Source organism: Streptomyces kronopolitis (genome assembly GCF_014646275.1).
Lineage (GTDB): Bacteria > Actinomycetota > Actinomycetes > Streptomycetales > Streptomycetaceae > Streptomyces > Streptomyces kronopolitis.
The window spans coordinates 144,341-167,230 of record NZ_BMND01000015.1; the positions used below are offsets into that span (position 1 = coordinate 144,341).

Here is a 22,890-nt window from a genome sequence, read left to right on the forward strand (position 1 = left end):
GCACGGCATGAAGGGGTGTACTCCGAGGTTTGCCGGGCAGGAGCCCCTTCGATCGGGGGCTCAGCGGTACGAAGAAGGAGTCAGACATGGGCGTCAGCAGCACGATGGCAGACACCGCGCAGGACGCCGAGATCGCCGCCGAGAACTGCGCTGTATCCACTCAGCAGGCGGAACTCCCTTTCATCGAGTCTCCCGAGAACCTCGCTCCCGGCGATGCCCGCGAGATGTCCCGCCTGTTCTTCGAGCGGCTGGCGACGCTGGAAGAGGGCACCCATGAGTACCAGTACGCACGTAACACCCTGATCGAGATGAACATTTCGCTGGTGCGCTATGCCGCCCGGCGTTTCCGCAATCGCGGCGATGACTTCGAGGACATCATGCAGGTCGGCATGATCGGCCTGATCAAGGCCATCGACCGCTATGACCTGTCCCGTGAGGTGGAGTTCACCACTCTGGCGGTGCCGTACATCACGGGCGAGATGAAGCGCTTCTTCCGTGACACGACGTGGGATGTGCGCGTTCCGCGGCGGCTTCAGGAACTGCGCGTCGACCTCGCCCGTGCCAATGAGCACCTCAGCAGTGAACTCGGCCGGGACCCGAAGGTCTCCGAACTCGCGGCGCACTTGAACATCACCGAGGAGGCGGTCGTCGAGGGGCAGGTCGCCGCCAATGGCTACAGCGCCTCCTCCATCGACGTCGCCATCAATGAGGACGGCAATGACGCCCCGCTCGCGGACCTGATCGGCTCCTGCGACGAGGACATGGATCTCTTCGAGGATCTGCACACCCTCAAGCCGCTGCTCGACGGGCTGGCCGATCGTGACCGGCAGATCCTGGAAATGCGGTTCGGGCAGGAGATGACGCAGGCCCAGATCGGCACAGCGCTCGGCATCTCCCAGATGCATGTGTCCCGGCTGCTCAATCGCTGCCTCACACATCTGCGTAATGAGATGCTCGGAACGGACTGATCTCGAATGTGAACGTACGCGCGATGAAGTGAATGCACGGATCTGAACGACGGCGTAACCGGCCCCGATGTCCCCCGCATCGGGGCCGTTGCGTGGGCCGAGTTCTCCGCCGTCAGTCGTCCTCGGATCGATGGTGCCGGGGCTCGGTGTCAGGCAGGGTGAAGCAGGCCGTGACGGTTTTGCCATGCCGGGTGGAGTGGGCCGTCCAGTCGTCGGAGACCGCGTCGATCAGGGCGAGGCCCCGGCCGCCGGTGCTGGTGGCATCGGGAGTGCGCGGCACCGGCGACCCCTCTCCGGAGTCGTGCACGCTGGCGTGGAGGCACCGACTGTCCCAGGTCAGGACCAGTTGGGCGGAGCTGTGGGCATGGCGGTGCGCATTCGTGATCAGCTCGGAGACGGTCAGCAGGACGGCGTCGACCGTCTCGGGCGCCTCGCGCGTCCAGCCGAGGGAGTCCAGATGCCGGCGTGCCCAGTGCCGGCCTTCCCGTACGCCGCCCGATATCGGGAAGCTCTGCGCCCATCCCATCGCCCGCAAGGAGGCATCCGACATACCGCACACTCCTTCCGCTTCGTGTTCGTGACGCGTAGTCCACCGTCCACCCCGGTAGGGACAGGCGACCTGGCCGCGCTGTCTTCCGGTGCGTGGTGGTCATCGTCGGGGCTCCGTCTCCGTGAGAGTCCGAGGGAGCCCCGACATGACTGTGGTGTGCGGGGCCAAGGAGATTCGGCCCCGCACACCACAGGTGTCACAAACGTCAGTCCTTGAAAGCGTCCTTGGCCTTTTCCTTGGCGCTGCGCAGGTCGCCCTTCGATTCCTTGGCCGACCCTTCGGCCTCCATACGTTCATTTCCCACGGCCCGCCCGACGTTCTTCTCGACCTTTCCAGTGGCCTGCTCGGTCTTGGCCTTGGCCTTTTCCTCGGCGCTCATGGTGAATCCCTTCGTCAGCAGGTGAGTACGGTTCGGCCGGGAAGACCGGCCGTCATTCGGGTGCGAGTGTGTCCATTGCCGCCGGCTGTTACCAGCGATACCAGCGGCCTCGCTTGCCACCGGCGCCTGCCGAACGCATCACGAAGCCCAGCAGCCACACGGCGAGCACGATCACGGCCACGATCCACAGGGCCTTGAGTGCGAATCCGGCACCGAAAAGAAGCAGTGCCAGAAGAAGAACGAGAAGCAGGGGAACCATAGTTATCAACCTCCGGACAAGCGTGTGCCCGGGCTTTCCCCTGCCACACACCTTCTTTTATGGGTTTCTTATGGGAAGGGCGGGGCATCCGTAACGGCTCTCCCAGGACGGTTGCCGGCCGGCGCTCGGCGCGCCCCGGCGGACGGCCGGGCGCCCACCAGGGCCGACCCACCGCCCCCGAGGTGTGGCGCTTCGGTCGGTGATCCAGGGGGCAGGGTGTGGTGGACGCTGCGTGATGCCGTGCTGTGCCATCCGGTCGGGAGGCTTGCGAACATGCAGATATGGCAGGACACCACGGAATCGGGGCGGTGGCCCGGGAGTGCCTCTCCGCTGGGGGCCACCTATGACGGGAGCGGAACGAACTTCGCGGTGTACTCCGAGGTGGCGGACAAGGTCGAGTTGTGCCTGTTCGACGAGCGGGACCGCGAGGAGCGCATCGAGCTGCGGGAAGTCGACGCGTTCGTCCATCACCTCTACCTCCCCGACATCGGTCCGGGGCAGCGCTACGGCTTCCGGGTGCACGGCCCCTTCCATCCGGCCCGCGGGCTGCGCTGCAATTCCCACAAGCTGCTGCTCGATCCGTATGCCAAGGCGATCGAGGGTCGGATCGAGTGGGACGAATCCCTCTTCCCCTACCGCTTCGACGCCCCGCACCGCCGGAACAACACGGACTCCGCGCCCGTCACGATGAAATCGGTCGTGATCAACCCCTACTTCGACTGGGGAAACGACCACCCTCCGCAGGTGCCGTACCACGAAACGGTGGTCTACGAGGCGCATGTGAAGGGCATGACCCGCACCCACCCGGCCATTCCCGAGGACATCCGCGGCAGCTACGCCGCGCTGGCGCATCCGGTGATGCTGGACTACTTCACCGCCCTGGGCGTCACCGCCGTCGAATTGATGCCCGTGCACCAGTTCATCGACGATCACACGCTCACCCAGCGGGGGTTGGCTAACTACTGGGGCTACAACACCATCGGATTCTTCGCGCCGCACAACGCCTACTGCTCCTCGGGGCAGCGGGGCGAGCAGGTGCAGGAATTCCGTTACCTGGTCAAAAGCCTTCATCAGGCGGGCATCGAGGTCATTCTCGACGTGGTGTACAACCACACAGCGGAGGGGAATCACCTCGGCCCCACCCTGGCGTTCCGGGGCCTGGACAACGCGGCCTACTACCGGCTGTCCGACGACGATCCCCGGTACTACTGGGACACCACCGGTACCGGCAACAGCCTGCGGATGAACCATCCGCACACCCTGCAGCTCATCATGGACTCGCTGCGGTACTGGGTGACGGAGATGCATGTGGACGGCTTCCGTTTCGATCTGGCCGCCACGCTGGCCCGCCAGTTCCACGGTGTCGACCGGCTGTCGTCGTTCTTCGACCTGGTGCAGCAGGACCCGGTCATCTCGCAGGTCAAGCTGATCGCCGAACCCTGGGACGTCGGTGACGGCGGTTATCAGGTGGGCAACTTCCCGCCGCTGTGGACGGAGTGGAACGGGAAGTACCGGGACTGTGTGCGCGACTTCTGGCGCGGCGAGGGCGGCACGCTGGGGGAATTCGCCTCCCGGCTGACCGGCTCGTCGGACCTGTATCAGAGCGATGGGCGACGGCCGCACGCCTCGGTCAACTTCGTCACCGCGCACGACGGATTCACCCTGCGCGATCTGGTCTCGTACAACGACAAGCACAACACGGCCAACGGTGAGGACAACCGCGACGGGGAGAGCCACAACCGGTCGTGGAACTGCGGTGCGGAGGGGCCGGCCGACGACCGGGACGTGCTGGCGCTGCGCGCCCGCCAGCAGCGCAATTTCCTGGCGACGCTGCTGCTCTCCCAAGGGGTTCCGATGCTCTCGCACGGGGACGAACTGGGCCGGACGCAGCACGGCAACAACAATGCGTACTGCCAGGACAACGAGGTCTCCTGGGTGGACTGGCCGGCGGTCGCCGAGGGCAGCGACATGCTGGAATTCACCCGGGAATTGATCGCGCTGCGCCGGGAGCACCCGGTGTTCCGGCGGCGGCGCTTCTTCCAGGGGGTGGCGGTGCGCGGCAGCCGGGACGGGCTGTCGGACATCGCCTGGTTCACGCCCGCGGGCCGGGAGATGACCGACGACGACTGGGAGGCCGGGTTCGCCAAGTCGCTGGCGGTCTTCCTCAACGGTCAGGCGATCTCCGAGCCCGATCCCCGGGGCCGGCGTATGCACGACGACTCGTTCCTGCTGCTGTTCAACGCCCATCACGAGCCGCTCGCGTTCACCGTGCCGGCGGGTGTGGGCGAGTGGTGGAGCGTGGTGGTGGACACGGCCATCCCCTATGTGGAGTACCGGTCGCTGATCAAGGCCGGCACGGCGGTGGAGGTGGAGGCCCGGGCTCTTGTGGTGCTGCGCGAGTCCCGCCAGGAGTGACGGCTCGCTCCGGCCGGTGCGGGCGTGCGGGACGGCGGGAGGAGAGGCCCGCCGGTCCGGCGCCCGCGGTGCCGTAGCCGCAGGCTGTTTGCCCGTCCCCGCGCGGAGCAGGAGTCCGGTCGGCGTGCAGGGGCTAGGGAAGGCAGTCAGGCGATGGCGGACGGGCGCGGTACGGCGGAGAGGGCCGACGAGGGGCGGGTGGGGCCGGACGGGGCGTCATACCCGCGCTATCTGCCGATCGCCGAGCACGGCCTGATCGGCGACCTGCGGACGGCGGCGCTGGTGGGGACGGACGGCCGGATCAACTGGTTCTGCGCGCCGCGCTTCGACTCACCCAGCGTCTTCGGGGCGTTGCTGGACGCGGACAACGGCGGCTGCTGGCAGCTGGGGCCCGTGGGGGACGTGGCCAAGCACCAGCAGTACTACTTCCCCGACACCAACATCCTGATCACGCGGATGCTGACGGACCGTGGCATCGTCGAGGTCCAGGACTTCATGCCGGTGCTGGCGGAGGGCGACCGGCAGCACCGGCAGCGCCTGGTGCGACGGGTGGTCAGCGTCCGGGGCAGTGCCCGCATGCGGACCGTGATCGCGCCGCGGATGAACTACGGGCGCGACGAGCACCGTGCCGAGCAGCAGCCGCACGGGGTGCGTTTCACCGGTGCTGAGCTGACCCTCTCGCTCCAGGCCAGCGCGACGCTGCGGGTCGAGGGGCGGGACGCGGTCGGCGAGTTCGACTTGGCGGAAGGACAGTCGGTGCTCTTCGTGCTGGAGTCCGCGGAGACGGCCGGGGGCGATCCCTCGGTCGACCTGGTGGACGCACAGGCGGCGGAGGAACTGTTCCGGTCCACCGTCGACTTCTGGCGTCAGTGGCTGTCCCAGTGCACGTACACCGGGCGCTGGCGTGAGCGGGTCCACCGGTCGGCGCTGACCCTGAAGCTGCTCACCCACGAGCCCACGGGCGCGATCGTGGCGGCGCCCACGCTCGGCCTGCCCGAACAGCTCGGCGGCGAACGCAACTGGGACTACCGCTACGTGTGGATCCGCGACGCCGCCTTCTCCCTGCACGCGCTGCTGCGCCTCGGCTTCACCCACGAGGCACAGGCCTTCATCGGCTGGCTGACGGACTGCCTGCGCGGCGCCCAGGACGGCGATCGCGGCCCCTTGCGGGTGCTGTACTCGATCGACGGCCACGCCGACCTGCCCGAGCACGTCCTCGACCACTGGGAGGGCTACCGGGGATCCGCCCCGGTGCGGGTCGGCAACGGCGCGGCCGGCCAACTCCAGCTGGACATCTACGGTGAACTCTTCGACTCGGTCTATCTGTTCGACAAGTACGGTGCGGGCATCTCCCACGAGGCCTGGACGGATCTGTGCGCGATCCTGGACTGGCTCCTGGAGCACTGGGACACCCCGGACGCGGGGATATGGGAGACCCGGGCCGGGCAGCAGCGCCACACCTACTCGCGGCTGATGTGCTGGGTGGCCGTCGAGCGCATGATCAGAATCGCCCGGCGGCGTGGTCTGCCCGGTGACCTCGGGCGCTGGATGTCCGTACGCGATGCGATGTACCACCAGATCATGGACCGGGGCTGGAGCGAGCAGGAGCAGACGTTCGTGCAGCGGCTCAGTGACGAGGCGGGGCAGCCGCCGGAGAGCATCCTGGATGCCTCGCTGCTGGTGATGCCGATGGTCAAGTTCCTGTCGCCGGACGATCCGCGGTTCCGCTCCACGGTGCGGGCGATCGGCGCGAATCTCGTCACGGACAGTCTGGTGTTCCGCTATGACCCGAAGCAGTCGCCCGACGGCCTGGACGGCACCGAGGGAACCTTCTCCATCTGCTCGTTCTGGTGGGTGGAGGCGCTGGCCCGCACCGGGCGGATCGAGGAGGCGCGGCTGGCGCTGGAGAAGATGTTCACCTACGCCAACCACCTCGGGCTGTACGCGGAGCAGATCGGGACGACGGGTGAGCACCTGGGCAACTTCCCGCAGGCCCTCACCCATCTCGCACTGATCAGCGCGGCCACGAGCCTGGACGGCTTCATGGGCTGAGGCTCCCCGCGCCCGCCGGTTCGGGCGGACGGCGGGCGGCCGGGCCTTCCTGGGAACGGACCCTAGACGCCGTCCGCCTGCCGGCGCTGTTCCACCACGTCGTCCAGCCGCCGGCGGGCCCGCACGGCGCGTGCCCGGTCGGCGGTGGACGCGTCCGTGACGTCGAGGAACAGCTGGTCGAGCTGCGGAAAGCGGGTGCGGAGTTCCTGCTTCGTCCGCACCAGCGCCTCTTCGACCAGTTCGCTGTCGAGGCCGGCCACCAGGTCGATGCGCGCCGCCAGCATCACCGAGTCCGGGCCGAGTTGCATGGTCATGGCCGCGGTGACGGTGTCGATCTCCGGCCGGTCGTGCAGGAAGGTGATGACCTGCTGCTGGAGTTCGGGGGCGGCGGCCTCGCCGATCAGCTGGGCCCGCGCGCTCTTGCCGAGCATGAAGGCGACGTGTACCAGCAGGGCGCCGATCAGCAGCGAGGCCCAGGCCTCGTAGGCGCCGTTGCCGGTGGCCATGTGGAGTGCCATGCCGGCGAGGGCGAGCAGGACGCCGAGGCAGGCGGTGCTGTCCTCCGCCAGTACGGTGCGCAGGGCCGGGTCCTCGGTGTTCTTGATCTCGCCCAGCATGCTGCGGTGGTGGGACCTGGCCTGCGTCCGCACCTGGGACAGCGCCCTGATCAGCGACGTTCCCTCGGCGAGCAGCGCGACGGCCAGGACGATGAGGCCGATGAGGTATCCCGTGTGGGATTCGGCCTCTTGGGCGTGGAAGGCCTCGATGCCCTGGAAGAACGAGAAGCAGCCGCCCGTCACGAAGATACCGACGGCCGCGAGCAGGGACCAGAAGAACCGTTCCTTGCCGTATCCGAACGGGTGCTGATGGTCGGCCGGGCGTTCGCTGCGCTTCAGCGCGGCCAGCAGGAAGATCTCGTTGAGGCTGTCCGCCACCGAGTGGGCCGCCTCGGAGAGCAGGGCGGGCGAGCCGGCCACCGCTCCCCCGATGGTCTTGGCGACGGCGATCCCGAGGTTGGCCGCGAGGGCGACCCACACGGTCTTCCTGGTCTCCCCGTCGCGCCCGCCCTGCGTCGGCTCCGACGGGTCCCGTGCCGCGTCCTGGCTCATCTCCGGCCTTTCTCCTCCCCGGCCGGAACTCCGGCCCTCAGCACGGATGCCCTTCGATGCCTGCGCCATTCCTCCTGCGTGGCGCAGGCATCCGCGGTCTGTGGGCGAGGGGGCGCCGTCGTCCGTCGTCCGGTCTCCGGTGGCGTCCCTGCGTCCGGCGGGGTGGTGCGCTGGGGCACGACCGCGCGCCTGTTCCAGCCTGCGGACAGCGGCCGGGGACAGTGCGTTGGTGCAATCCGGACGAACCGAAACGGAAGAGAGCCATGGCTGAATTCCTGACCGACGTCGAAACCCTCAGAGAGCGGGCCCGCCGCGAGATCGAGAAGGGGCCGGTCACCGATGCCTACGGGGCCGACCTGGAGCGCGTTCTTCAGGTGCTGAACGAGGCGCTGGCCACCGAGATCGTGTGCACGCTGCGCTACCGGCGGCATTACTACACGGCGTCCGGGCTCTATTCGGAGCCGGTCGCTGCCGAGTTCCTGGAGCACGCCGCGGAGGAGCAGCAGCACGCCGACAAGGTGGCGCAGCGCATCGTCCAGCTCGGCGGGGAGCCCGACTTCAACCCCGACACCCTGACGCGGCGGGCGCACGCGGGGTACGACGCCAGCGCGGACCTGATCGAGATGATCAAGGAAGACCTGATCGCCGAACGGGTGGCGATCGCCTCCTACACGGAGATCGCGAAGTGGCTCGGCGACGGCGATCCGACGACCCGGCGGGTGTTCGAGGACCTGCTCGCCAAGGAGGAGGAGCACGCCGATGACCTGCGGGGGCTGCTGGAGCGGATGCCCCGGCACAGGAAGGACTGAGTCGGGTGGCGCGGGAGGGGCGTCCGTTCCGGTACGCCCCTCCCGCGCTGCGCCGTCGCGTTCGCGCCGCTCGCGCGGGTCGGGCCGGGTCGGCGCCGGTCAGCGGTCAGCCGTCAGCGGTTCCAGCTGAGTACGAGGACGGCCAGGTCGTCGGTGTGCCGGCCGGCGTCGAGGGAGCGGGCGGTGCCGGTGAGGTGGTCGATCAGGTCCGGCGGCGACAGATGCCGGCCGGCCTCGATGATCCGCAGCAGGCCGTCGGTGCCCAGGCGGTGGCGGTCGCTGCCGACGGTGTGGCCCTCGACCAGCCCGTCGGTGTGCATGAGCAGGGTGGCGCGCGGGGGCAGGGTGCAGTGCGTGGGGTGCCAGGAGCCATGCCCCGGGAGCATGCCCAGGGCGATGCCGTGGCGGGCCTCGACGGGACGGGCGGCTCCGGAGAGCGGGATCAGCAGCGGTTCGTCGTGGCCGGCGAGGGTCACCGTGGCCCGGTGGCGTGCGCGGTCGAGGGTGAGGATCGCGCAGGTCGCGAACATCTCCGGGGTGCTGCGCTCGGCGACCAGCACCTGCTCCATGATGCCCAGCAGCTCGGTGTCGCGGTGGCCGCCGAGGATGAGGGAACGCCAGGTGATGCGCAGGCAGACGCCGAGCGCGGCGGCGTCCGGGCCGTGCCCGCTAACGTCCCCTATGACGGCGTGCAGCAGTCCGTCCGGGGTCTGGACGATGTCCAGGAAGTCGCCGCCGAGCAGGGCGTTCTTGCGGCCGGGCAGATAGCAGGTGCTGGTGAGCACGTCGGTGGAGCGCAGCAGCGGGGCGGGCAGCAGGCCCCGTTCCAGGCGGGCGTTCTCCTGCGCGCGCAGTTCGTTCTCCCGCAGCCGGGCGGTGGCGCGTTCGGTGTTCTTGCGGTGCAGGGCGTAGCGGATGGCGCGTTCGAGGAGTTCGGGGGTGACGCGGCCCTTGGGCAGGTAGTCCTGGGCGCCCGCGGCGACGGCCTCGATGCCGGAGCGGGTCTCGTCGAGGCCGGTGAGGACGATGACGGCCGCGTCGGGGCACAGCCTCTGCATGCTCTGGACGGCGGCGGTGCCCGAGGCGTCCGGGAGGTGGAGGTCGAGCAGGACGCAGTCGGGGGTCCGGCCGGCCAGGTAGCCGCGTGCCTCGCCGAAGGTCTGCACCCAGGTGAGGCTGACGGTCAGTGCGGTGTCCTGGAGGTACTCCTCGACGAGCAGGGCGTCGCCGGCGTCGTCCTCGACCAGCAGGACGACGCCGGCGCCGTCCGCGGTCTGCGTCGGGATGGCGGGGAGCGGCGCGGCGGCGGGTGTGGTCATGGCGCGGTCACTTCCCTCTGGAGGGTGGGCTCGGTGGTCTCCGGTGCCGGGATCACGGGGGCGTGCTCGGCCAGGGTGAAGGTGATGCGGGTGCCGGGAGTGTGGTCGTGGTCGACGGCGATGGTGCCGCCGTGGTACTCGACGACCTTCTTGCACAGGGCCAGGCCGATGCCGGTGCCCGGGTAGGTCTCCCGGGTGTGGAGCCGCTGGAAGATGACGAAGATCTTGTCGCTGTAGGCGGGGTCGATGCCGATGCCGTTGTCGTCGACCGCGAAGTGCCAGGAGCCGTCCGCCCGGCGGGCCGAGAGGTGGATGGCGGGGGGCCGGTCGGGTGAGCGGAACTTCAGGGCGTTGCTCAGGAGGTTCTGCAGCAGCATTCCGAGCTGCGTGGTGTCGCCGGGGACCGTGGGCAGCGGGTCGTGGGTGACGGTGGCGGCCGACTCCTCGATGGCGATGCTCAGGGACTCGCGTACCTGGTCGAAGAGCTGCGCCAGGTCGACGTCGGTGTGCTCGGCGTGTACCCGTCCGACCCGGGAGAAGGCGAGCAGGTCGTTGATGAGGGCCTGCATGCGGTTGGCGCCGTCCACCGCGAAGGCGATGTACTGCTGGGCCCGGTCGTCGAGTTGTGCGGCGTTGCGGCGCTGGAGCAGCTGGCAGAAGCTGGCCACCTTGCGCAGGGGTTCCTGGAGGTCGTGCGAGGCGACGTAGGCGAACTGCTCCAGTTCGCTGTTGGAGCGCTGCAGCTCGGTGGCCTGCGCGTCCAGCTGCGCCCGGGCCTCGTCGCTGAAGGCCAGCTCGTCGACGAGGCGTTGCCGCATGCCGTCGATGTCGGAGGCGAGGGCGCGCAGGTCGGCCGGTCCGCTCCCCCGCACGGGCCGGCGGAAGTCGCCGCGGGCCGCGGCGCGGACATCGGCGGACAGCTTGCCGAGCGGGTCGGTCACGCCGCGCCGCAGGCCGAGCACGGCGAGCACGAGCATCACGAACACCACGGCGGCGAGCCCGGTGAAGATCCAGTTCTGGAGCACCGCGACGTCGTGCAGCTCGGCCCGCGCCTGGGCGCGTTCGCGCTCCAGATGGCGCTGCTGGGTCCCGAGTGCGGCGCGGACGGCGTCGAAGCTGCGCAGCCCGGAGCCCGCGTCCCGGGTGGCGAGGCGGACGGGGCCGCCGCTCGGCGCGGCGGCGACGGGCCGGGCGAACTCCCGCTGCCACACCTCGGTGCGGTCCAGGACGCGGGCCAGGTCCTGCGCGGCCGGTCCGTCGTGTCCGAGGAGGGTGCGCAGGCGGGCGGTGGCGGTCTGCTGCTGGGTGAGCCCGTCGTGGTAGGGGTCCAGGAACTGCCGCCGGCCGGTGAGCCCGTAGCCGCGGATCCCGGTCTCCTGGTTGACCAGCGCGTTCTCCAGGCCGGCCGCGGCGATCAGCGCCGGGCTGGAGCGGTCGACGAGCCGGCCGGTGGCGTCCGTGGCACGGGCGTGGACCCAGGCGCCACCGCCGCCGAGGAGCACCAGCGCCACCATCACCACCGCCACACTGACGTTCAGCGCCCGGCGGGTGGTCCACCGGGCCCCCGCGCGGGCCGGCCGGGGCGGGCCGACGGCGGCGGCGTCGCCGGACCCGTCGCTCAGTCCGGGGCCTGCACCGTGCGGGAGTTGCTGACTCATCACGCCTGCTCTCTGCGCTCCCGCCCCGGGTGAGGCGAAGATGTGTGGGCACAAGCAGCCATAGAGTACAGAGCGGCGACAACAATGGTTGTCGAGATGGCAAGAGCCGCCGTAGGGTCGCGGCATGGACCGCGAGCAGCTCCCCGTCCCCGCTGCACACGAACGGATGACAGAGCTCGCCGAACGGGCGGTGCATCAGCTCGCGGACGAGCTCGCCCGGCACGGCCTCCGCCCCGCTCCCGCGGCGGATCCAGGCGACTCAACGGCGGAGCCCGGGGCGCCGCCCGCGGACGACAGTCCCGCCCTGGCCCGGCTGCACGCTCTCGCCTGCCTGGACCGTGCCGTCGGCCGCTGCGCCCGGCAGCTCGCCGAGGAGGCCGCCGAGAACGGTGCCAACTACCCCCAGCTGGGGCAGGCATGGGGCATCAGCCGGCAGGGCGCCCGGCGGCGCTGGCCCGGTCTGGTCTTCACCTCCCGCCCCGCTTCACGTCCTCTTCCCACCCCCGATCACGGGAGCTCCACCATGAACGCGTTGACGTCCGAACGCCCCTACAGCGTCCTGCTCGTGGAGGACGACCCCGCCGACGCCATGCTCATCGAGGACGCGCTGGTCGAACGTGGCATGGCCCGTTCCCTCAACCAGGCCGTCGACGGGGTGGCCGCGCTGGAGTACCTGCGGGATCCGGCCAATGTACGTCCCGACCTGATCGTTCTCGATCTCAACATGCCGCGCATGAACGGCCGGGAACTCCTCGCCGTCCTCAAGGACGACGCGGATCTGTGCAGCATCCCCGTCGTCGTGCTGACCACCTCGGCGGCCCCGGACGACATCAACGACGCCTACCGGCAACACGCCAACGCCTATGTGACCAAGCCCGTCAACCTCGACGACTTCGTCCGCGCCGTGCACAGCATCGACGCCTTCTTCCTCGACACCGCCGCGAAGATCACCCGGCCCTGACGCCGGGGAGGGCTCCCGCCGGTACACCCCGGCGGGCCCTCCCCGCTCCCCGCCGGGCTCAGGCCCGGCGGATCCGGGCGGCGAGAAAGTGCCCGATGAGGACGTAGACGACGGCCGGCAGCCCGAAGTTCAGTACGGTCCGCAGCCAGGCCGTGTCCATGGTGAACAGGTCGTGGGACCATCCGGCCAGCCAGAGGGACGCGTCGTGGACCGCGCTGACCAGGTCATTGGCGCGATTGGCGCCGAGCAGCGCGAAGAGGATCCACAGCCCCAGAATCACCGCGGTGCAGTCCGCGATGACCACGATCACCTTCGCGGCCCCGTTGCTTCTGTCATGTATGCGTCTGGACATGACCCACAGGTTGCCGCTTTCGGCCGGTCGAAACCCGGACCGGTGAGTGCGCTGGCAGCGAAGGGAAGCCGGGCCGCTTCCGGGGGAAGTACGGAAGCGGCCCGGCCGTGCGGTGCGGCGTCAGCCGCGCGTCAGACGAGGGTGTCGGCCGACGAGGGAGCCGGGTGGCGCAGCGGGACGCCGCGCTGTCCGGGGCGGCGGTTGGGCGGCAGGCCCAGGTGGTCCAGCGTCTCGTCGGCGCCGGACCAGTACTCGCCGATCCGGTAGAGGCGCTTGGCCTCCTGCGGGGTGGCGATGTCCCGGCCGAGCTCGTCGGCGAGCCGGACGATCTGCTCGACCTGCTGGACGGAGGTGAAGCGCTCCTTGCGCGGGGACCAGAGGTTGTCCTCGATACCGACGCGGACGTGCAGGCCCAGCGCGAGGGCGATGGCGTTCATCGGGAGCGTGGAGCGCATGATGCTCTCGATCGTGAGCACGGCGCCGTCGGGGGCACGACGGGCGAACTCGACGAGGTCGGCCGGGTGGAACGCGGAGGCACCGCCGCCGATGGCGACGTAGTTGAGGTTGACCGGGCCGGTGTAGACGCCGGCGCGGATCAGCCGCTCGACGGTTTCCAGCTGCGGCAGGTTGGCGAGCATGAAGTGCGGCTGGATGCCGCCCGCGGTCAGCCGCTTGAGGTGCTCCAGATAGAACTCGGGCCCCGCCTCGCTCACCAGGTCGCGGTACGCCGTGTGGAGCAGCGGGTTCTGCAGGGACGTGCCGGCGAGGTCGTCCCGGGTCAGCAGCTCGACCACGTTCATCTGGACGGTGTTGATCGCGATGGTGACCTGGTCCGGCTTCGGGTCGAGTTCGGCGAGCAGGTGCCGGGTGTCCCAGTCCAGCCACTTCGCCGCGTCGCCCTCCTTGTCGGGGGCGAACGAGATGGAGCCGCCGACCTGGAGGATCATCTCCGGCACGGCCTCGCGCAGCCGCGCGATCATCTCGTTGAACATCGACAGCCGCTTCGAGCCGTGGCCGTCCAGTTCGCGGACGTGGATGTGGAGCAGCTGCGCGCCGGCGTTGTAGCAGTCCACGGCCTTCTGGATCTGCTCGTCCATGGTCACCGGGATGTCGTCGCTGTCGCTCGGCAGCCACTCCGGCCCGTAGGGGGCGACCTGGATGACCAGCTTCTCCTGGTTCTCGGGCAGCAGCGAGTCGTCGAGGAAGTGCATGTCGTGCCTCCGTGTGCGGGTGAACGGGATGCTGAAGGTGGTCAGTTGGCGTGGTCGGCGGGCTTCTCGCGGGCGGCGAGCTCCTCCACCAGGAGCGGCACGCCGATGTTGCAGGCGTGGACGCCCACCAGCGTGGTCAGTTGGAGGACCGTCAGGATTTCCTCGGCGGTCGCGCCGAGATCCAGGGCGCTTCGGATGTGGCGCTGCACCCCGGGCCCGTACATGTGGGTGGCCGAGGCGTCCACGGCGATGCAGAGCAATTCGATGACCTTCGGCTCCAGCACGCCGCTCGTCCATGGCTGCATGGCCATGGCCATGAACTGCTCGGTCCAGGCCGGGTCCCTCTCTTGCAGGCCGTCCCAGAGCGGATTCCAGGCGCCCTTGGCTCGCATCGCGTCCACGACCGGGGTCGGTGGAGGCCCTGTCGCGGGAGCGGGTGCGGTGGGGTCATGCAGGGTCATGAGCTCAACTCCCTTTCGTGAGTGCCCGGAGGCATTGCCACCGGGCCGCCGCCGGACACGGCGGCGAGATCCTTCTCGTAGCTGCGCGAGCCGAGCCGGAACGCGGCGGCCGCGGCGAGGCAGAACAGCGGCATCACCGCGAGCGCCGTCTCCAGGCCGAAGGCGTCCGACAGCAGTCCGGTGAGGAGTGGCCCGACGGCCAGCCCGAACAGGTTCTGCACCAGCACCGTCATCCCGACCGCCGTGGCCCGCACGCCGGGGTGGACCACGTCGATCACGGCCGCCGGGGCGGTGCCGAGCGCCGCGGCCACGGGCAGCCCCGCGACCACGATCAGCGCGTACTGCACCTCGCCCGGCCCGAGCACGCCGAAGGCCGCGGACAGCAGCCCCCACGCGGCCGCGGCCAGCACCGCCGGGACCATCAGCCTGCGCCGCGGCCGTCCGGCGGCACACCGGTCCGCGAGGTGGCCGAAAACGATCGCGCCGAGGAAGCCGGCGAGGATGAACAGCGCCGCCGCCATGCCCGCCTGCGCGGACGGCAGGCCGTAGGCGCGGCCCAGATAGCTCGGCAGCCAGGTGTAGAGGGTGGACAGCACCACCAGGTTGAAGGCGCCGCCGAGGTAGCACCACACGGCCGTCCGCGAGCGGAACAGCTCGCGCACCATGGCCGCCAGGCCCTGACGCCCGGAGGGAGCCCGCTCCCCGGTCGGCCCCTCACCCGCCCGTGGTCCGGCAGCGGAATGAGCGGTGTCCGCTCCGTCCGCGCAGGACACGGCGGGAGTGCGGTAGTCACGCACCTTCAGGAAGACCAGCGCCAGCAGCAGCCCCGGCACGCCGAACGCGCCGAGCGTCACCCGCCAGCCGAGCCGCGCGGCCATCACACCACCCAGCACCACCCCGAGCACCGAGCCCAGCGGCCCCGCCGCCTGGAAGACGCTCAGCACGGTCGCTCGCAGGCGCTGCGGGAAGTAGCCGGACAGGAGCGCCGCCCCCGCCGGGCCGTAACCCGCCTCGCCCACGCCCAGCAGCGACCGGGCGGCGAAGAGCTGTGCGTAGTTCCCGGAGACCGCGCACGCCAGCGCGGCCAGGCTCCACGCACTGCCCATCGCGGCGATCGTCTTCACCCGGCCCCACCGGTCGGCCAGCCGCGCGGCCGGGAGCGCGAAGACGGCCATCGTGACCGACACCGTGGTGACCAGGGCCCCCAGAGCGGTGTCGGACAGCCCCCACGCCTTCTTCAGGTAGGGGAACGTCGACACCACGATCTGCCGGTCGAGGTAGTCGGTCACCGCCAGTGCGACGACCATCAGCGCCACACCCCAGGCGTGGCGCCGCGACACCAGATGCGCGACGGAGCCCGAGGCGTCCGAAACCAGCGGTGGATCGCCGTGCCCCGGCCAACTCCTCATGCCCACCTCCAGGTTCACGCCCGTGTCGCTGCGAGTGACGGAAGAGTAGGTCGGCAGACGCACCGATGCTTTGCCTCACGTGGCACAATCCTTGTCACTTTGTGGCACCGCCCGCCGTCCAACGGGTGCCGAGAGGGAGGCCTGCCGGACGTGAAGCTCCTCATCCGCAACGCCGTGCTGACCGGCTATGTCGAGTTGGTGCGCTCGTTGGGCGGCGACCTCTCGGCTCTGCTCGCCGCGGTGGGCCTGGACGCCTCCGATCTGGCCGTCCCGCACACCTGGATCCCGGTGGCCGCCGCCGCGGACCTGATCGAACTCTCGGCCGCCGCAACCGGCCACGACGACTTCGGCCTACGGCTCGCGGAGAGCCGCCGGCTCTCGGTCCTGGGCCCGGTCAGCCTCGTCGCCCGTGAGGAGCCGGCTGTCCGCAGCGCGCTCGAAGTGATCATGCGGCACCAGCATCTGCACAACGAGGCGCTGCACAGCCGGATCACCGAGACCAACGGCCTGGCCACGATCCAGCTCGGCCTCGACCTGCCCAGCCCGCGCCGGCGCCAGACCACCGAGCTGCTCGTCGGCGCCATCCACCGCTACCTGCACAGCCTCGTCGGCAGCGGTTGGCGACCGGTCTCCGTGCTGTTCGCCCACGACGCACCGACGGATATGGCCACCCACCACCGCGTCCTGGGCCCCGCGGTCCGGTTCGGCCAGGACCTCGATGGCATCGTCCTGTACGCAAGCGACCTCGACGCCCCGAACCAGCTCTCCGATCCGCTGCTGCGCCCCTACGCCCGCCAGTACCTGGAGGCGATCGCGGCGCCCCGTCCCGAGGCCGACGTGGACCGCGTCCGCGAGCTGATCGAGGCCCTGCTCCCCACCGGCCGCTGCTCACTCCAGCAGGTCGCCCACAGCCTCGGCGTGGACCGCAAGACCATCCACCGACACCTCGGGCGGTCCGGTGAGACGTTCTCCTCGGTGCTGAACTCCCTTCGCACCCAGCTCGCCCAGCAGTACGTCGGCAGCCATGCCCGCCCGCTCACCCAGGTCGCCACACTGCTGGGCTTCTCCGCACCCAGTACCTTCTCCCGCTGGTTCCGCGACGAGTTCGGCACCAGCCCGACCGCCTGGCGAGCTGCCGCAGCCCGTCCGGAACAGCCACGGACGTAGTCCCATACGACCTGCGGCGGTGGGGGCCTGGCGTCCTCCGCGCCTACCGGAAGCCGAGGTGCGGATCGGTGCCGGTCAGCTCGGCGCTCGCGGCCCACAGGCGGGTGGCGGCGGCCGGGTCGGTCATGTGGGAGAGGGCGGGTTCACACCGTGGTGTGCCCCGCAGGCCGAAGACCCTCGGCCCCCACAGCTGTCCGCCCTGTACCTCCGGGTCGAGGACGGCACGGACGACGGGCCACGCCCCGGCGTCCTTGCCCTGCACCAACAGCCCGGCGGGCAGGGCGCGTAGCCGCTCGGCCGGGGTGGTCACGAGGACCGGCGGGCGGGACGGGGTGAGGGCGTCCAACGCGCCGCCGGGGTGGGCCACCACGCTGAGCACCGTGCTGTCGACGGCACGCAGATGGCGGTCGAGTGCGAAGCCGAAGGACATCTGCGCCAGCTTCGACCGGCCGTAGGTGCGCTTGGGCCGGTAGTCCCGGGTGGAGTGGAGATCGTCCAGGTCCAGTCGCTCGGACCGTGCCGCGAAGCTTCCCACCGTCACGACGCGGCCCGCCGGCGCCGCGGACAACAGGGGTGCCAGCCACCGGGTGAGGGCGAAGTGGCCGAGGTGGTTGGTGCCGAACATCAGCTCGTGGCCGTCCGCGGTCTCCCGGCGCGGCGGGTCGTCGAGCGCGACCCCCGCGTTGTGGACCACCGCGTCGAGATGGCCGAGTTCCATCCTGTCCACGGCGGCCTTCAGGGACGACAGGTCGGCGAGGTCCAGCGGAAGGTGTGCCAGGTGCGCACCGGAGACGCGTGCGCGGATCGAGGCCATGGCGGCCTCGGCCTTCACGGCGTCCCGACTGCCGAGGACGACCATGGCGCCAGCGGCCGCGAGTTGCTCCGCGGCGAAGTAGCCGATCCCGGCGTTGCCCCCGGTGACCAGGACGTTCCGGCCCTCGGCAGACGGCGGCCGGCGCACGTCCCACGATCGACTCCGGGATACGGAAGACACGATGACGCTCCTTGCGCTCTGGGCTCCGCATTCATGGGGAGCACCGACCCGCCCAGGGTCGCAAGCCCCACCGACATTCCGCCGACAGGCTTCCGACACCCTTCGGAGAGCCGGGAGGTGGCAGGGCGGTGTGTGAGTGGTGCCGTACCGTGTGAGCCGCGGACTCGGCGAGGTTGACCGGTCAGGAGCGGTGCACGGACACCTCGCTGCTGGGCTCCGCGCCCTCCCCCGCGGTCCTTCGCTGCGGGGCGCGGTGCCGCTCCGGCTCGGGGCGCGGGCGTGGGGGTGCGGGAGGCGTGTAGAGCGCGAGTGCAGCCGGAGCGGCGGCGATGATTGCCGCCACCTGTCCGGGCGGTACGGCGTCGGTGGCCGCCGCGATCATCGGAACCTCCTCGTTAGGTAAGGCTTACCTTACTAGAGTGGATCCGTGAGGGCCAGGTTCCGCATGCCCGGAAGTCGGCCCCGAATCGCCGCCGCACGCACAGAGGCCGGTGACCGTCACAGGTATGACGGCCACCGGCCCTCCGGCAGACCGGCCGCAATCGGGCCGGCGCCGGACTCAACTCAAGACGTCACGAAAGAGGTGACGGAAGAAGTGAGGGAAGAGGCAATCGAAACAAGGGCCCCATCAGCGGCCCGGGCGGCTCCCTTGCGGCCGGGTGAGCGGGGTCAGGGTGTGGTCGATGCGGCATCACCTCCCGGTGCGGTCCGTCGGGTCACGACAGCGCCTCTCGCAGGGCGGTCCAGCAGAGCAGTGCGCATTTGATCCGCGCCGGGTGCCGGGACACGTCGCGGAACGCCGCGGCGTCCCCCAGATGGGACGGCCAGGCTCCGGACTCCGGCACCGGTGCGCGCAACAGCGCGGCGATCTCGCTGTGCAGCTCCTCCGCCTCCCCGGCGGTGCGGCCGATGACCAGGTCGGTCATCACCGAGACGGACGCCTGGCTGATCGAGCAGCCCTGCACCTGGTACGAGATGTCCGCGACGGTCGCCCGCGCCCCTTCTCCTTCCCGGCGCACGCGCAGGGTCAGTTCGTCCCCGCAGGTGGGATTGAACCGGTGGATCTCGGCGTCGAACGGCTCCCGGAGGCCGCTGCGGTGCGGAGCCCGGTAGTGGGCAAGGATGATCTCCTGGTGTTCTGCCGTCAGGCGCACGCCGCACTCCCCCCGTCCCGCTCCGGTCCCGGCGCCGTGGCACCGAACATCGCCTGTGCCTCCCGGATCCCCGCGGCCAGCGGCTCGATGTCCGCGAGCGTGTTGTAGAGGTAGAAGCTGGCGCGCACGCTGGCCGGCACGCCCAGCCGCCGGTGGAGGGGCCAGGCGCAGTGGTGTCCGACCCGGACCGCCACGCCGTGGGCGTCCAGGATCTGGCTGACATCGTGCGGATGCACCCCGTCGACGACGAAGGACACCGCGCTGCCGCGGTCGTCGCCGGTGGTCGGGCCGAGGATCCGCACCCCGTCGATCGCGGACAGGGTGCCGAGCGCCGCCTCGGTCAGCAGACGCTCGTGCGCGGTGATGCGCGGCATGCCGACGGAGGTCAGATAGCGCACGGCTGCGGCCAGTCCGACGGCCTGGGACACCATGGGCACGCCGGCCTCGAACCGCTGGGGCGGCGGGGCGAAGGTCGACTCCTCCATCCTGACGACCTCGATCATCGAACCGCCGGTGAGGAAGGGCGGCATGACCTCCAGGAGTTCGCGCCGTCCGTAGAGGACGCCGACGCCGGAGGGGCCGAGCATCTTGTGGCCGCTGAAGACCGCGAAGTCCACCCCGCAGGCGTGGAAGTCGACCGCGGCGTGCGGCACCGACTGGCAGGCGTCCAGCAGGGTGAGCGCGCCGACCTCGGCCGCCCTGTCCACGATCTGCCGGACCGGGTTGACGGTGCCGAGCACGTTGGACTGATGGGTGAAGGCCACCAGCCGGGCGCGCGGCGTGATCACCTCGTCCAGTCGCGAGAGGTCGAGCCGCCCTTCGTCAGTCACGCCGAGCCAGCGCAGGGTGGCGCCGGTGCGCCGGCACAACTCCTGCCAGGGCACGAGGTTGGCGTGGTGCTCCATCTCGGTGACCACGACCTCGTCGCCGGGGCCGAGTCGGAAGCGCGCGGCCGCCTCGCCGGAGGTGGCGGCGTTGCTCAGGGCGTAGGCGACGAGGTTGATGCCTTCGGTGGCGTTCTTGGTGAACACCACCTCTGCGGGCTGGACGCCGATGAAGGCCGCGAGCTGCTCACGGGCCTGCTCGTAAGCCTCGGTCGCCTCCTCGGCGAGCTGGTGCGCTCCGCGGTGCACCGCGGCGTTCGATGTCTCGGCGAAGGCCCGTTCGGCGTCGAGGACCTGCACGGGCTTCTGGGAGGTCGCACCGGAATCCAGGTAGACGAGCCGCTGTCCGTCGGCGACCGTGCGGCGCAGGATCGGGAAGTCGGCGCGGAGCCGCACGGGGTCGAGGGCGTGGGTCATGGCGGTCACCGGGAGGCGCCGGTGGTGGGGCCGGGGGTGGCGGATCCGGGCACCAGGTCGGTGAGCACCTTGTGGGTGGTCTGCAGGCACAGTCCGCGGGCACAGACGGTCACCGAATCGCTGTCCGCCTCGTCCGCGCGATCGAGAAACTTGGGGTTGAAGCTCTCGATGCGCTTGGTGCGGACGCCCTCGGCGTAGTCCTCCGGCGAGGTCCAGCAGAGGTCCTTGTACGACGCGGTGTGTTCCGGGATGACCGCGGGATCGTCGAGTTCGAGTATCGCTCCGAACATCAGCAGCGGTTCGAAGAGCGGCTCGGGGTTCTCGGGGTCGTCGGTGGGCCGGTCGGCGACATAGCTGAAGCCGGCTCCCACCATGGAGAACCGGCAGGTGCCCAGGGGCGTTTCGCGGGACGCGGCCTCCATGGCGGTCTCGGCGCCGAGCTTGCGGGCGAGCAGGTCTCCTGCCAGAAACGGGAGCGCCGAGGACGGGTCGGGGATCACGCCGCGTGCGGCGGTGTCGGGTAACCGGACCACGGTCCGCAGGTCGTCGGCGCGCAGCTCCGTCAGATGGACGGGCACCGTCTCGGTCGCCGACGCGGTGATGCCCTCGGCGTAACATCGCGCGAATTCCAGGGGCAGCATGCTGGTGGGCGTGCTGATGACATTCGGGTGGGTCGGGTTACTGTCAGCGCGACGCGTACCTGTCAATACACTCCGGCCCTTCTCCGTGTGCGCCATTACCGTCATCTGAAACACCGGCTGCCACAGTGTTCCCGGCGCCAGGCATTCCGCCAGGGTCGCCGGACCGCGTGAACGAAAACCGGTCAACTTTCCGTCGAGTTCGGACTCCGCATAGAACTTCGCCATGGGCTTTCCTCTTGTTGACGGGGTGTTGCGTGCGAGAAGGAATCTAGGACCGGTCCGAAGCAGCGGTCAACGATCGCTTTGAGACAGCCGCGGCAGGTCAGAAGCGCCTCGCAGAGGCACGGCCGATCCGCCCACTGGCCTGATCCAACGGGCCCCGGCACCACCGGTGTTACGTTCCGCAGAGGCCCTCCCGGGCGCAACGGCGGAAACAACAAGAGAACGGACATACGGCATGGAAAACAATCTTCGTGAAGTATTCGACTTCATTTCTTTCACCGCCCGGCTACGGGACGTCGAACGGCACAACAATGCCACGCCCAGCCGAAAGGAGAGCGTGGCCGAACACTCCTGGCATCTGGCCCTCATCAGCTGGATCCTGCACCGCGAGTTCGAGCGGGAGAGCGGCCGGAAGCTCGACCTGGAAAAGATGCTCAAGATGTGTCTGATGCACGATCTCGTGGAAATCGAGGCGGGCGACCCCTCGGCCTGGAGCGCACGCGACCGCGGCGAGAAGGCCCGGATCGAGGAGGAGGTCGCCCAGCGCCGCTTCGCCTCCCTGCCGGACGGCCTCGGCGACGAGTTCCTGAGCCTGTGGCACGAGCACGAGGAAGCGGTCACCCCCGAAGCCCGCCTCGTCCGTGGCGTGGACCGGCTCAACCCCGCCCTGATGCGGCTGCTGACCGGCCAGGGCTGGCAGGACGTGGGCGCGGACGCGGCGGCCCTGGACCGCCTCCAACTCCCGCGCGTCCAGGTGAGCGACACCCTCACCGCCCTCTACGAGGAGGTCCGGGACGCGGCGGTGGCCCGGGACCTGCTCGCCCCCGCGCCCTGATGGCCGCCGCCGAATTCGAGCCCGCTGCCGCCGGTCCGGAGATACCCGGTCAGCCGGCCGGCGGCCTCATCATCTTCCTGAACGGCACGTCGAGTTCCGGCAAGTCCAGCATCGCGAAGGAGCTGCTCGCCCTCCTCGATGAGACGTACTTCCACATGCCCGTGGATGCCTTCCATGCCATGCGGTCCGGCCCCGAGCTTCCCCCGGACGAACTCGCCGCCATGCTCCGGCGCACATGGCGGGGGTATCACCGTGCGGTGGCCGGCATGGCCGCGGCGGGCAACAACATCATCGTGGACCACCTGTTCAGCGAACCGTGGCGGCTGCACGACTGCCTCGCACTGTTCCGCCCCGAGGACGTCGTCCTCGTCGGGGTCCGCTGCCCGCTGGCGGAGCTGGAACGCCGGGAGCAAGCCCGCGGCGATCGTCCGCCGGGGCTCGCCGCCCGCCAGTTCCACCGTGTCCATGCGCATGGCGTCTACGACATCGAGTGCGACACCGGCACCACCAGTGCGCTCGACTGCGCTCGGCAGATCACGGAGTTCCTCGGCCGGCGGCACTCCCCCACCGCCTTCGCGCAGATGAAGGCGAACCCTGCGCTGCTGCCGGCGGAAGGGTGAAGTAGGGAGGAGGGCGGTGCAGCACCCGGTGAGACAGCTCAGCA

At 70.2% G+C, this 22,890-nt stretch carries 23 protein-coding genes; 8 read left to right on the forward strand and 15 right to left on the reverse strand.

All coding sequences use genetic code 11. From position 1 onward, the window contains the following. Positions 1 to 86: 86 nt before the first annotated feature. Positions 87 to 968 carry a SigB/SigF/SigG family RNA polymerase sigma factor gene (locus IEY78_RS18115; RefSeq protein ID WP_373294184.1) on the forward strand — a complete coding sequence of 294 codons (882 nt, stop codon included), beginning with the start codon at positions 87 to 89 and terminating at the stop codon, positions 966 to 968. 112 nt (positions 969 to 1,080) lie between these two features. Here the strand turns inward: IEY78_RS18115 and IEY78_RS18120 are convergent, their stop codons facing one another. The 3 genes from IEY78_RS18120 to IEY78_RS18130 form a co-directional block, all read right to left on the reverse strand. Further along, on the reverse strand, positions 1,081 to 1,518 hold the full coding sequence (locus tag IEY78_RS18120; RefSeq protein ID WP_189099496.1) for an ATP-binding protein: 438 nt from the start codon (positions 1,516 to 1,518) through the stop codon (positions 1,081 to 1,083). Between the two features lie 205 nt (positions 1,519 to 1,723). Beyond that, a complete protein-coding gene (locus IEY78_RS18125) occupies positions 1,724 to 1,897 on the reverse strand; it encodes a CsbD family protein (protein WP_189099498.1) in 174 nt (57 codons plus the stop codon). Positions 1,898 to 1,985: 88 nt separating this feature from the next. Then, positions 1,986 to 2,156, reverse strand: coding sequence for a hydrophobic protein (locus tag IEY78_RS18130; protein ID WP_189099500.1), 171 nt, complete (start codon positions 2,154 to 2,156; stop codon positions 1,986 to 1,988). A 273-nt stretch (positions 2,157 to 2,429) separates the two neighbouring features. Here IEY78_RS18130 and glgX point away from each other — a divergent pair, with 273 nt between their 5' ends. Next, positions 2,430 to 4,571 (forward strand): glycogen debranching protein GlgX, encoded by a 2,142-nt coding sequence (gene glgX / locus IEY78_RS18135; RefSeq protein ID WP_189099501.1) that lies wholly within the window; start codon positions 2,430 to 2,432, stop codon positions 4,569 to 4,571. Positions 4,572 to 4,724: 153 nt separating this feature from the next. Continuing rightward, on the forward strand, positions 4,725 to 6,623 hold the full coding sequence (locus tag IEY78_RS18140) for a glycoside hydrolase family 15 protein (protein ID WP_189099503.1): 1,899 nt from the start codon (positions 4,725 to 4,727) through the stop codon (positions 6,621 to 6,623). Between the two features lie 62 nt (positions 6,624 to 6,685). On the opposite strand, the gene IEY78_RS18145 is transcribed toward IEY78_RS18140, so the two are convergent. Beyond that, positions 6,686 to 7,732 carry a cation diffusion facilitator family transporter gene (locus tag IEY78_RS18145; protein ID WP_229700030.1) on the reverse strand — a complete coding sequence of 349 codons (1,047 nt, stop codon included), beginning with the start codon at positions 7,730 to 7,732 and terminating at the stop codon, positions 6,686 to 6,688. A gap of 263 nt (positions 7,733 to 7,995) precedes the next feature. On the opposite strand from IEY78_RS18145, the gene IEY78_RS18150 reads away from it, so the two are divergent. Then, on the forward strand, positions 7,996 to 8,541 hold the full coding sequence (locus IEY78_RS18150) for a ferritin-like domain-containing protein (protein WP_189099505.1): 546 nt from the start codon (positions 7,996 to 7,998) through the stop codon (positions 8,539 to 8,541). Between the two features lie 113 nt (positions 8,542 to 8,654). Here the strand turns inward: IEY78_RS18150 and IEY78_RS18155 are convergent, their stop codons facing one another. Together IEY78_RS18155 and IEY78_RS18160 are read right to left on the reverse strand one after the other, a co-directional pair. Next, positions 8,655 to 9,860 (reverse strand): PP2C family protein-serine/threonine phosphatase, encoded by a 1,206-nt coding sequence (locus tag IEY78_RS18155; RefSeq protein ID WP_189099507.1) that lies wholly within the window; start codon positions 9,858 to 9,860, stop codon positions 8,655 to 8,657. Next, complete coding sequence (locus IEY78_RS18160; RefSeq protein ID WP_189099509.1) at positions 9,857 to 11,518, reverse strand: sensor histidine kinase; 1,662 nt, start codon at positions 11,516 to 11,518, stop codon at positions 9,857 to 9,859. The genes IEY78_RS18155 and IEY78_RS18160 overlap by 4 nt, the downstream gene beginning before the upstream one ends. Before the next feature lie 124 nt (positions 11,519 to 11,642). Between IEY78_RS18160 and IEY78_RS18165 the strand changes: the two genes are divergently transcribed. Beyond that, positions 11,643 to 12,479: a response regulator gene (locus tag IEY78_RS18165; protein WP_189099511.1), complete on the forward strand. Its 837-nt coding sequence runs from the start codon at positions 11,643 to 11,645 to the stop codon at positions 12,477 to 12,479. A 58-nt stretch (positions 12,480 to 12,537) separates the two neighbouring features. Here IEY78_RS18165 and IEY78_RS18170 read toward each other — a convergent pair whose 3' ends face one another. From IEY78_RS18170 to IEY78_RS18185, 4 genes are all read right to left on the reverse strand, one after another. Continuing rightward, positions 12,538 to 12,831, reverse strand: coding sequence for a hypothetical protein (locus IEY78_RS18170; RefSeq protein WP_189099513.1), 294 nt, complete (start codon positions 12,829 to 12,831; stop codon positions 12,538 to 12,540). Between the two features lie 131 nt (positions 12,832 to 12,962). Continuing rightward, complete coding sequence (locus IEY78_RS18175; protein WP_189099515.1) at positions 12,963 to 14,042, reverse strand: beta-keto acid cleavage family enzyme; 1,080 nt, start codon at positions 14,040 to 14,042, stop codon at positions 12,963 to 12,965. 41 nt (positions 14,043 to 14,083) lie between these two features. After that, complete coding sequence (locus tag IEY78_RS18180; RefSeq protein ID WP_189099516.1) at positions 14,084 to 14,503, reverse strand: carboxymuconolactone decarboxylase family protein; 420 nt, start codon at positions 14,501 to 14,503, stop codon at positions 14,084 to 14,086. Further along, entirely contained in the window at positions 14,500 to 15,912 is a 1,413-nt protein-coding gene (locus IEY78_RS18185) for an MFS transporter (protein ID WP_189099518.1), read from the reverse strand. The genes IEY78_RS18180 and IEY78_RS18185 overlap by 4 nt, the downstream gene beginning before the upstream one ends. Before the next feature lie 150 nt (positions 15,913 to 16,062). Here IEY78_RS18185 and IEY78_RS18190 point away from each other — a divergent pair, with 150 nt between their 5' ends. Continuing rightward, entirely contained in the window at positions 16,063 to 17,079 is a 1,017-nt protein-coding gene (locus IEY78_RS18190) for an AraC family transcriptional regulator (protein ID WP_189099520.1), read from the forward strand. Between the two features lie 43 nt (positions 17,080 to 17,122). Here IEY78_RS18190 and IEY78_RS18195 read toward each other — a convergent pair whose 3' ends face one another. From IEY78_RS18195 to IEY78_RS18215, 5 genes are all read right to left on the reverse strand, one after another. After that, positions 17,123 to 18,073, reverse strand: coding sequence for an SDR family NAD(P)-dependent oxidoreductase (locus IEY78_RS18195; RefSeq protein WP_189099522.1), 951 nt, complete (start codon positions 18,071 to 18,073; stop codon positions 17,123 to 17,125). 181 nt (positions 18,074 to 18,254) lie between these two features. Beyond that, a complete protein-coding gene (locus IEY78_RS18200; protein WP_189099524.1) occupies positions 18,255 to 18,455 on the reverse strand; it encodes a hypothetical protein in 201 nt (66 codons plus the stop codon). Between the two features lie 334 nt (positions 18,456 to 18,789). Further along, complete coding sequence (sufU, locus tag IEY78_RS18205; protein ID WP_189099526.1) at positions 18,790 to 19,227, reverse strand: Fe-S cluster assembly sulfur transfer protein SufU; 438 nt, start codon at positions 19,225 to 19,227, stop codon at positions 18,790 to 18,792. After that, on the reverse strand, positions 19,218 to 20,528 hold the full coding sequence (locus IEY78_RS18210) for a cysteine desulfurase (RefSeq protein ID WP_189099528.1): 1,311 nt from the start codon (positions 20,526 to 20,528) through the stop codon (positions 19,218 to 19,220). The genes sufU and IEY78_RS18210 overlap by 10 nt, the downstream gene beginning before the upstream one ends. A 5-nt stretch (positions 20,529 to 20,533) precedes the next feature. Beyond that, entirely contained in the window at positions 20,534 to 21,169 is a 636-nt protein-coding gene (locus IEY78_RS18215) for a hypothetical protein (protein ID WP_189099530.1), read from the reverse strand. 457 nt (positions 21,170 to 21,626) lie between these two features. Here IEY78_RS18215 and IEY78_RS18220 point away from each other — a divergent pair, with 457 nt between their 5' ends. Both IEY78_RS18220 and IEY78_RS18225 read left to right on the forward strand, forming a co-directional pair. After that, entirely contained in the window at positions 21,627 to 22,226 is a 600-nt protein-coding gene (locus IEY78_RS18220; RefSeq protein ID WP_189099532.1) for an HD domain-containing protein, read from the forward strand. Continuing rightward, entirely contained in the window at positions 22,226 to 22,846 is a 621-nt protein-coding gene (locus IEY78_RS18225) for a chloramphenicol phosphotransferase CPT family protein (protein ID WP_189099534.1), read from the forward strand. The genes IEY78_RS18220 and IEY78_RS18225 overlap by 1 nt, the downstream gene beginning before the upstream one ends. The last annotated feature ends 44 nt before the right edge of the window (positions 22,847 to 22,890 follow it).

Bases quoted from the DNA above. Each gene is read 5' to 3' on its own strand.
- IEY78_RS18115 (WP_373294184.1), top strand. From the start codon at position 87: ATGGGCGTCAGCAGCACGATGGCAGACACCGCGCAGGACGCCGAGATC.
- IEY78_RS18120 (WP_189099496.1), bottom strand. From the start codon at position 1,518: ATGTCGGATGCCTCCTTGCGGGCGATGGGATGGGCGCAGAGCTTCCCG.
- IEY78_RS18125 (WP_189099498.1), bottom strand. From the start codon at position 1,897: ATGAGCGCCGAGGAAAAGGCCAAGGCCAAGACCGAGCAGGCCACTGGA.
- IEY78_RS18130 (WP_189099500.1), bottom strand. From the start codon at position 2,156: ATGGTTCCCCTGCTTCTCGTTCTTCTTCTGGCACTGCTTCTTTTCGGT.
- glgX (WP_189099501.1), top strand. From the start codon at position 2,430: ATGCAGATATGGCAGGACACCACGGAATCGGGGCGGTGGCCCGGGAGT.
- IEY78_RS18140 (WP_189099503.1), top strand. From the start codon at position 4,725: ATGGCGGACGGGCGCGGTACGGCGGAGAGGGCCGACGAGGGGCGGGTG.
- IEY78_RS18145 (WP_229700030.1), bottom strand. From the start codon at position 7,732: ATGAGCCAGGACGCGGCACGGGACCCGTCGGAGCCGACGCAGGGCGGG.
- IEY78_RS18150 (WP_189099505.1), top strand. From the start codon at position 7,996: ATGGCTGAATTCCTGACCGACGTCGAAACCCTCAGAGAGCGGGCCCGC.
- IEY78_RS18155 (WP_189099507.1), bottom strand. From the start codon at position 9,860: ATGACCACACCCGCCGCCGCGCCGCTCCCCGCCATCCCGACGCAGACC.
- IEY78_RS18160 (WP_189099509.1), bottom strand. From the start codon at position 11,518: ATGAGTCAGCAACTCCCGCACGGTGCAGGCCCCGGACTGAGCGACGGG.
- IEY78_RS18165 (WP_189099511.1), top strand. From the start codon at position 11,643: ATGGACCGCGAGCAGCTCCCCGTCCCCGCTGCACACGAACGGATGACA.
- IEY78_RS18170 (WP_189099513.1), bottom strand. From the start codon at position 12,831: ATGTCCAGACGCATACATGACAGAAGCAACGGGGCCGCGAAGGTGATC.
- IEY78_RS18175 (WP_189099515.1), bottom strand. From the start codon at position 14,042: ATGCACTTCCTCGACGACTCGCTGCTGCCCGAGAACCAGGAGAAGCTG.
- IEY78_RS18180 (WP_189099516.1), bottom strand. From the start codon at position 14,503: ATGACCCTGCATGACCCCACCGCACCCGCTCCCGCGACAGGGCCTCCA.
- IEY78_RS18185 (WP_189099518.1), bottom strand. From the start codon at position 15,912: ATGAGGAGTTGGCCGGGGCACGGCGATCCACCGCTGGTTTCGGACGCC.
- IEY78_RS18200 (WP_189099524.1), bottom strand. From the start codon at position 18,455: ATGATCGCGGCGGCCACCGACGCCGTACCGCCCGGACAGGTGGCGGCA.
- IEY78_RS18210 (WP_189099528.1), bottom strand. From the start codon at position 20,528: ATGACCCACGCCCTCGACCCCGTGCGGCTCCGCGCCGACTTCCCGATC.
- IEY78_RS18215 (WP_189099530.1), bottom strand. From the start codon at position 21,169: ATGCTGCCCCTGGAATTCGCGCGATGTTACGCCGAGGGCATCACCGCG.
- IEY78_RS18220 (WP_189099532.1), top strand. From the start codon at position 21,627: ATGGAAAACAATCTTCGTGAAGTATTCGACTTCATTTCTTTCACCGCC.
- IEY78_RS18225 (WP_189099534.1), top strand. From the start codon at position 22,226: ATGGCCGCCGCCGAATTCGAGCCCGCTGCCGCCGGTCCGGAGATACCC.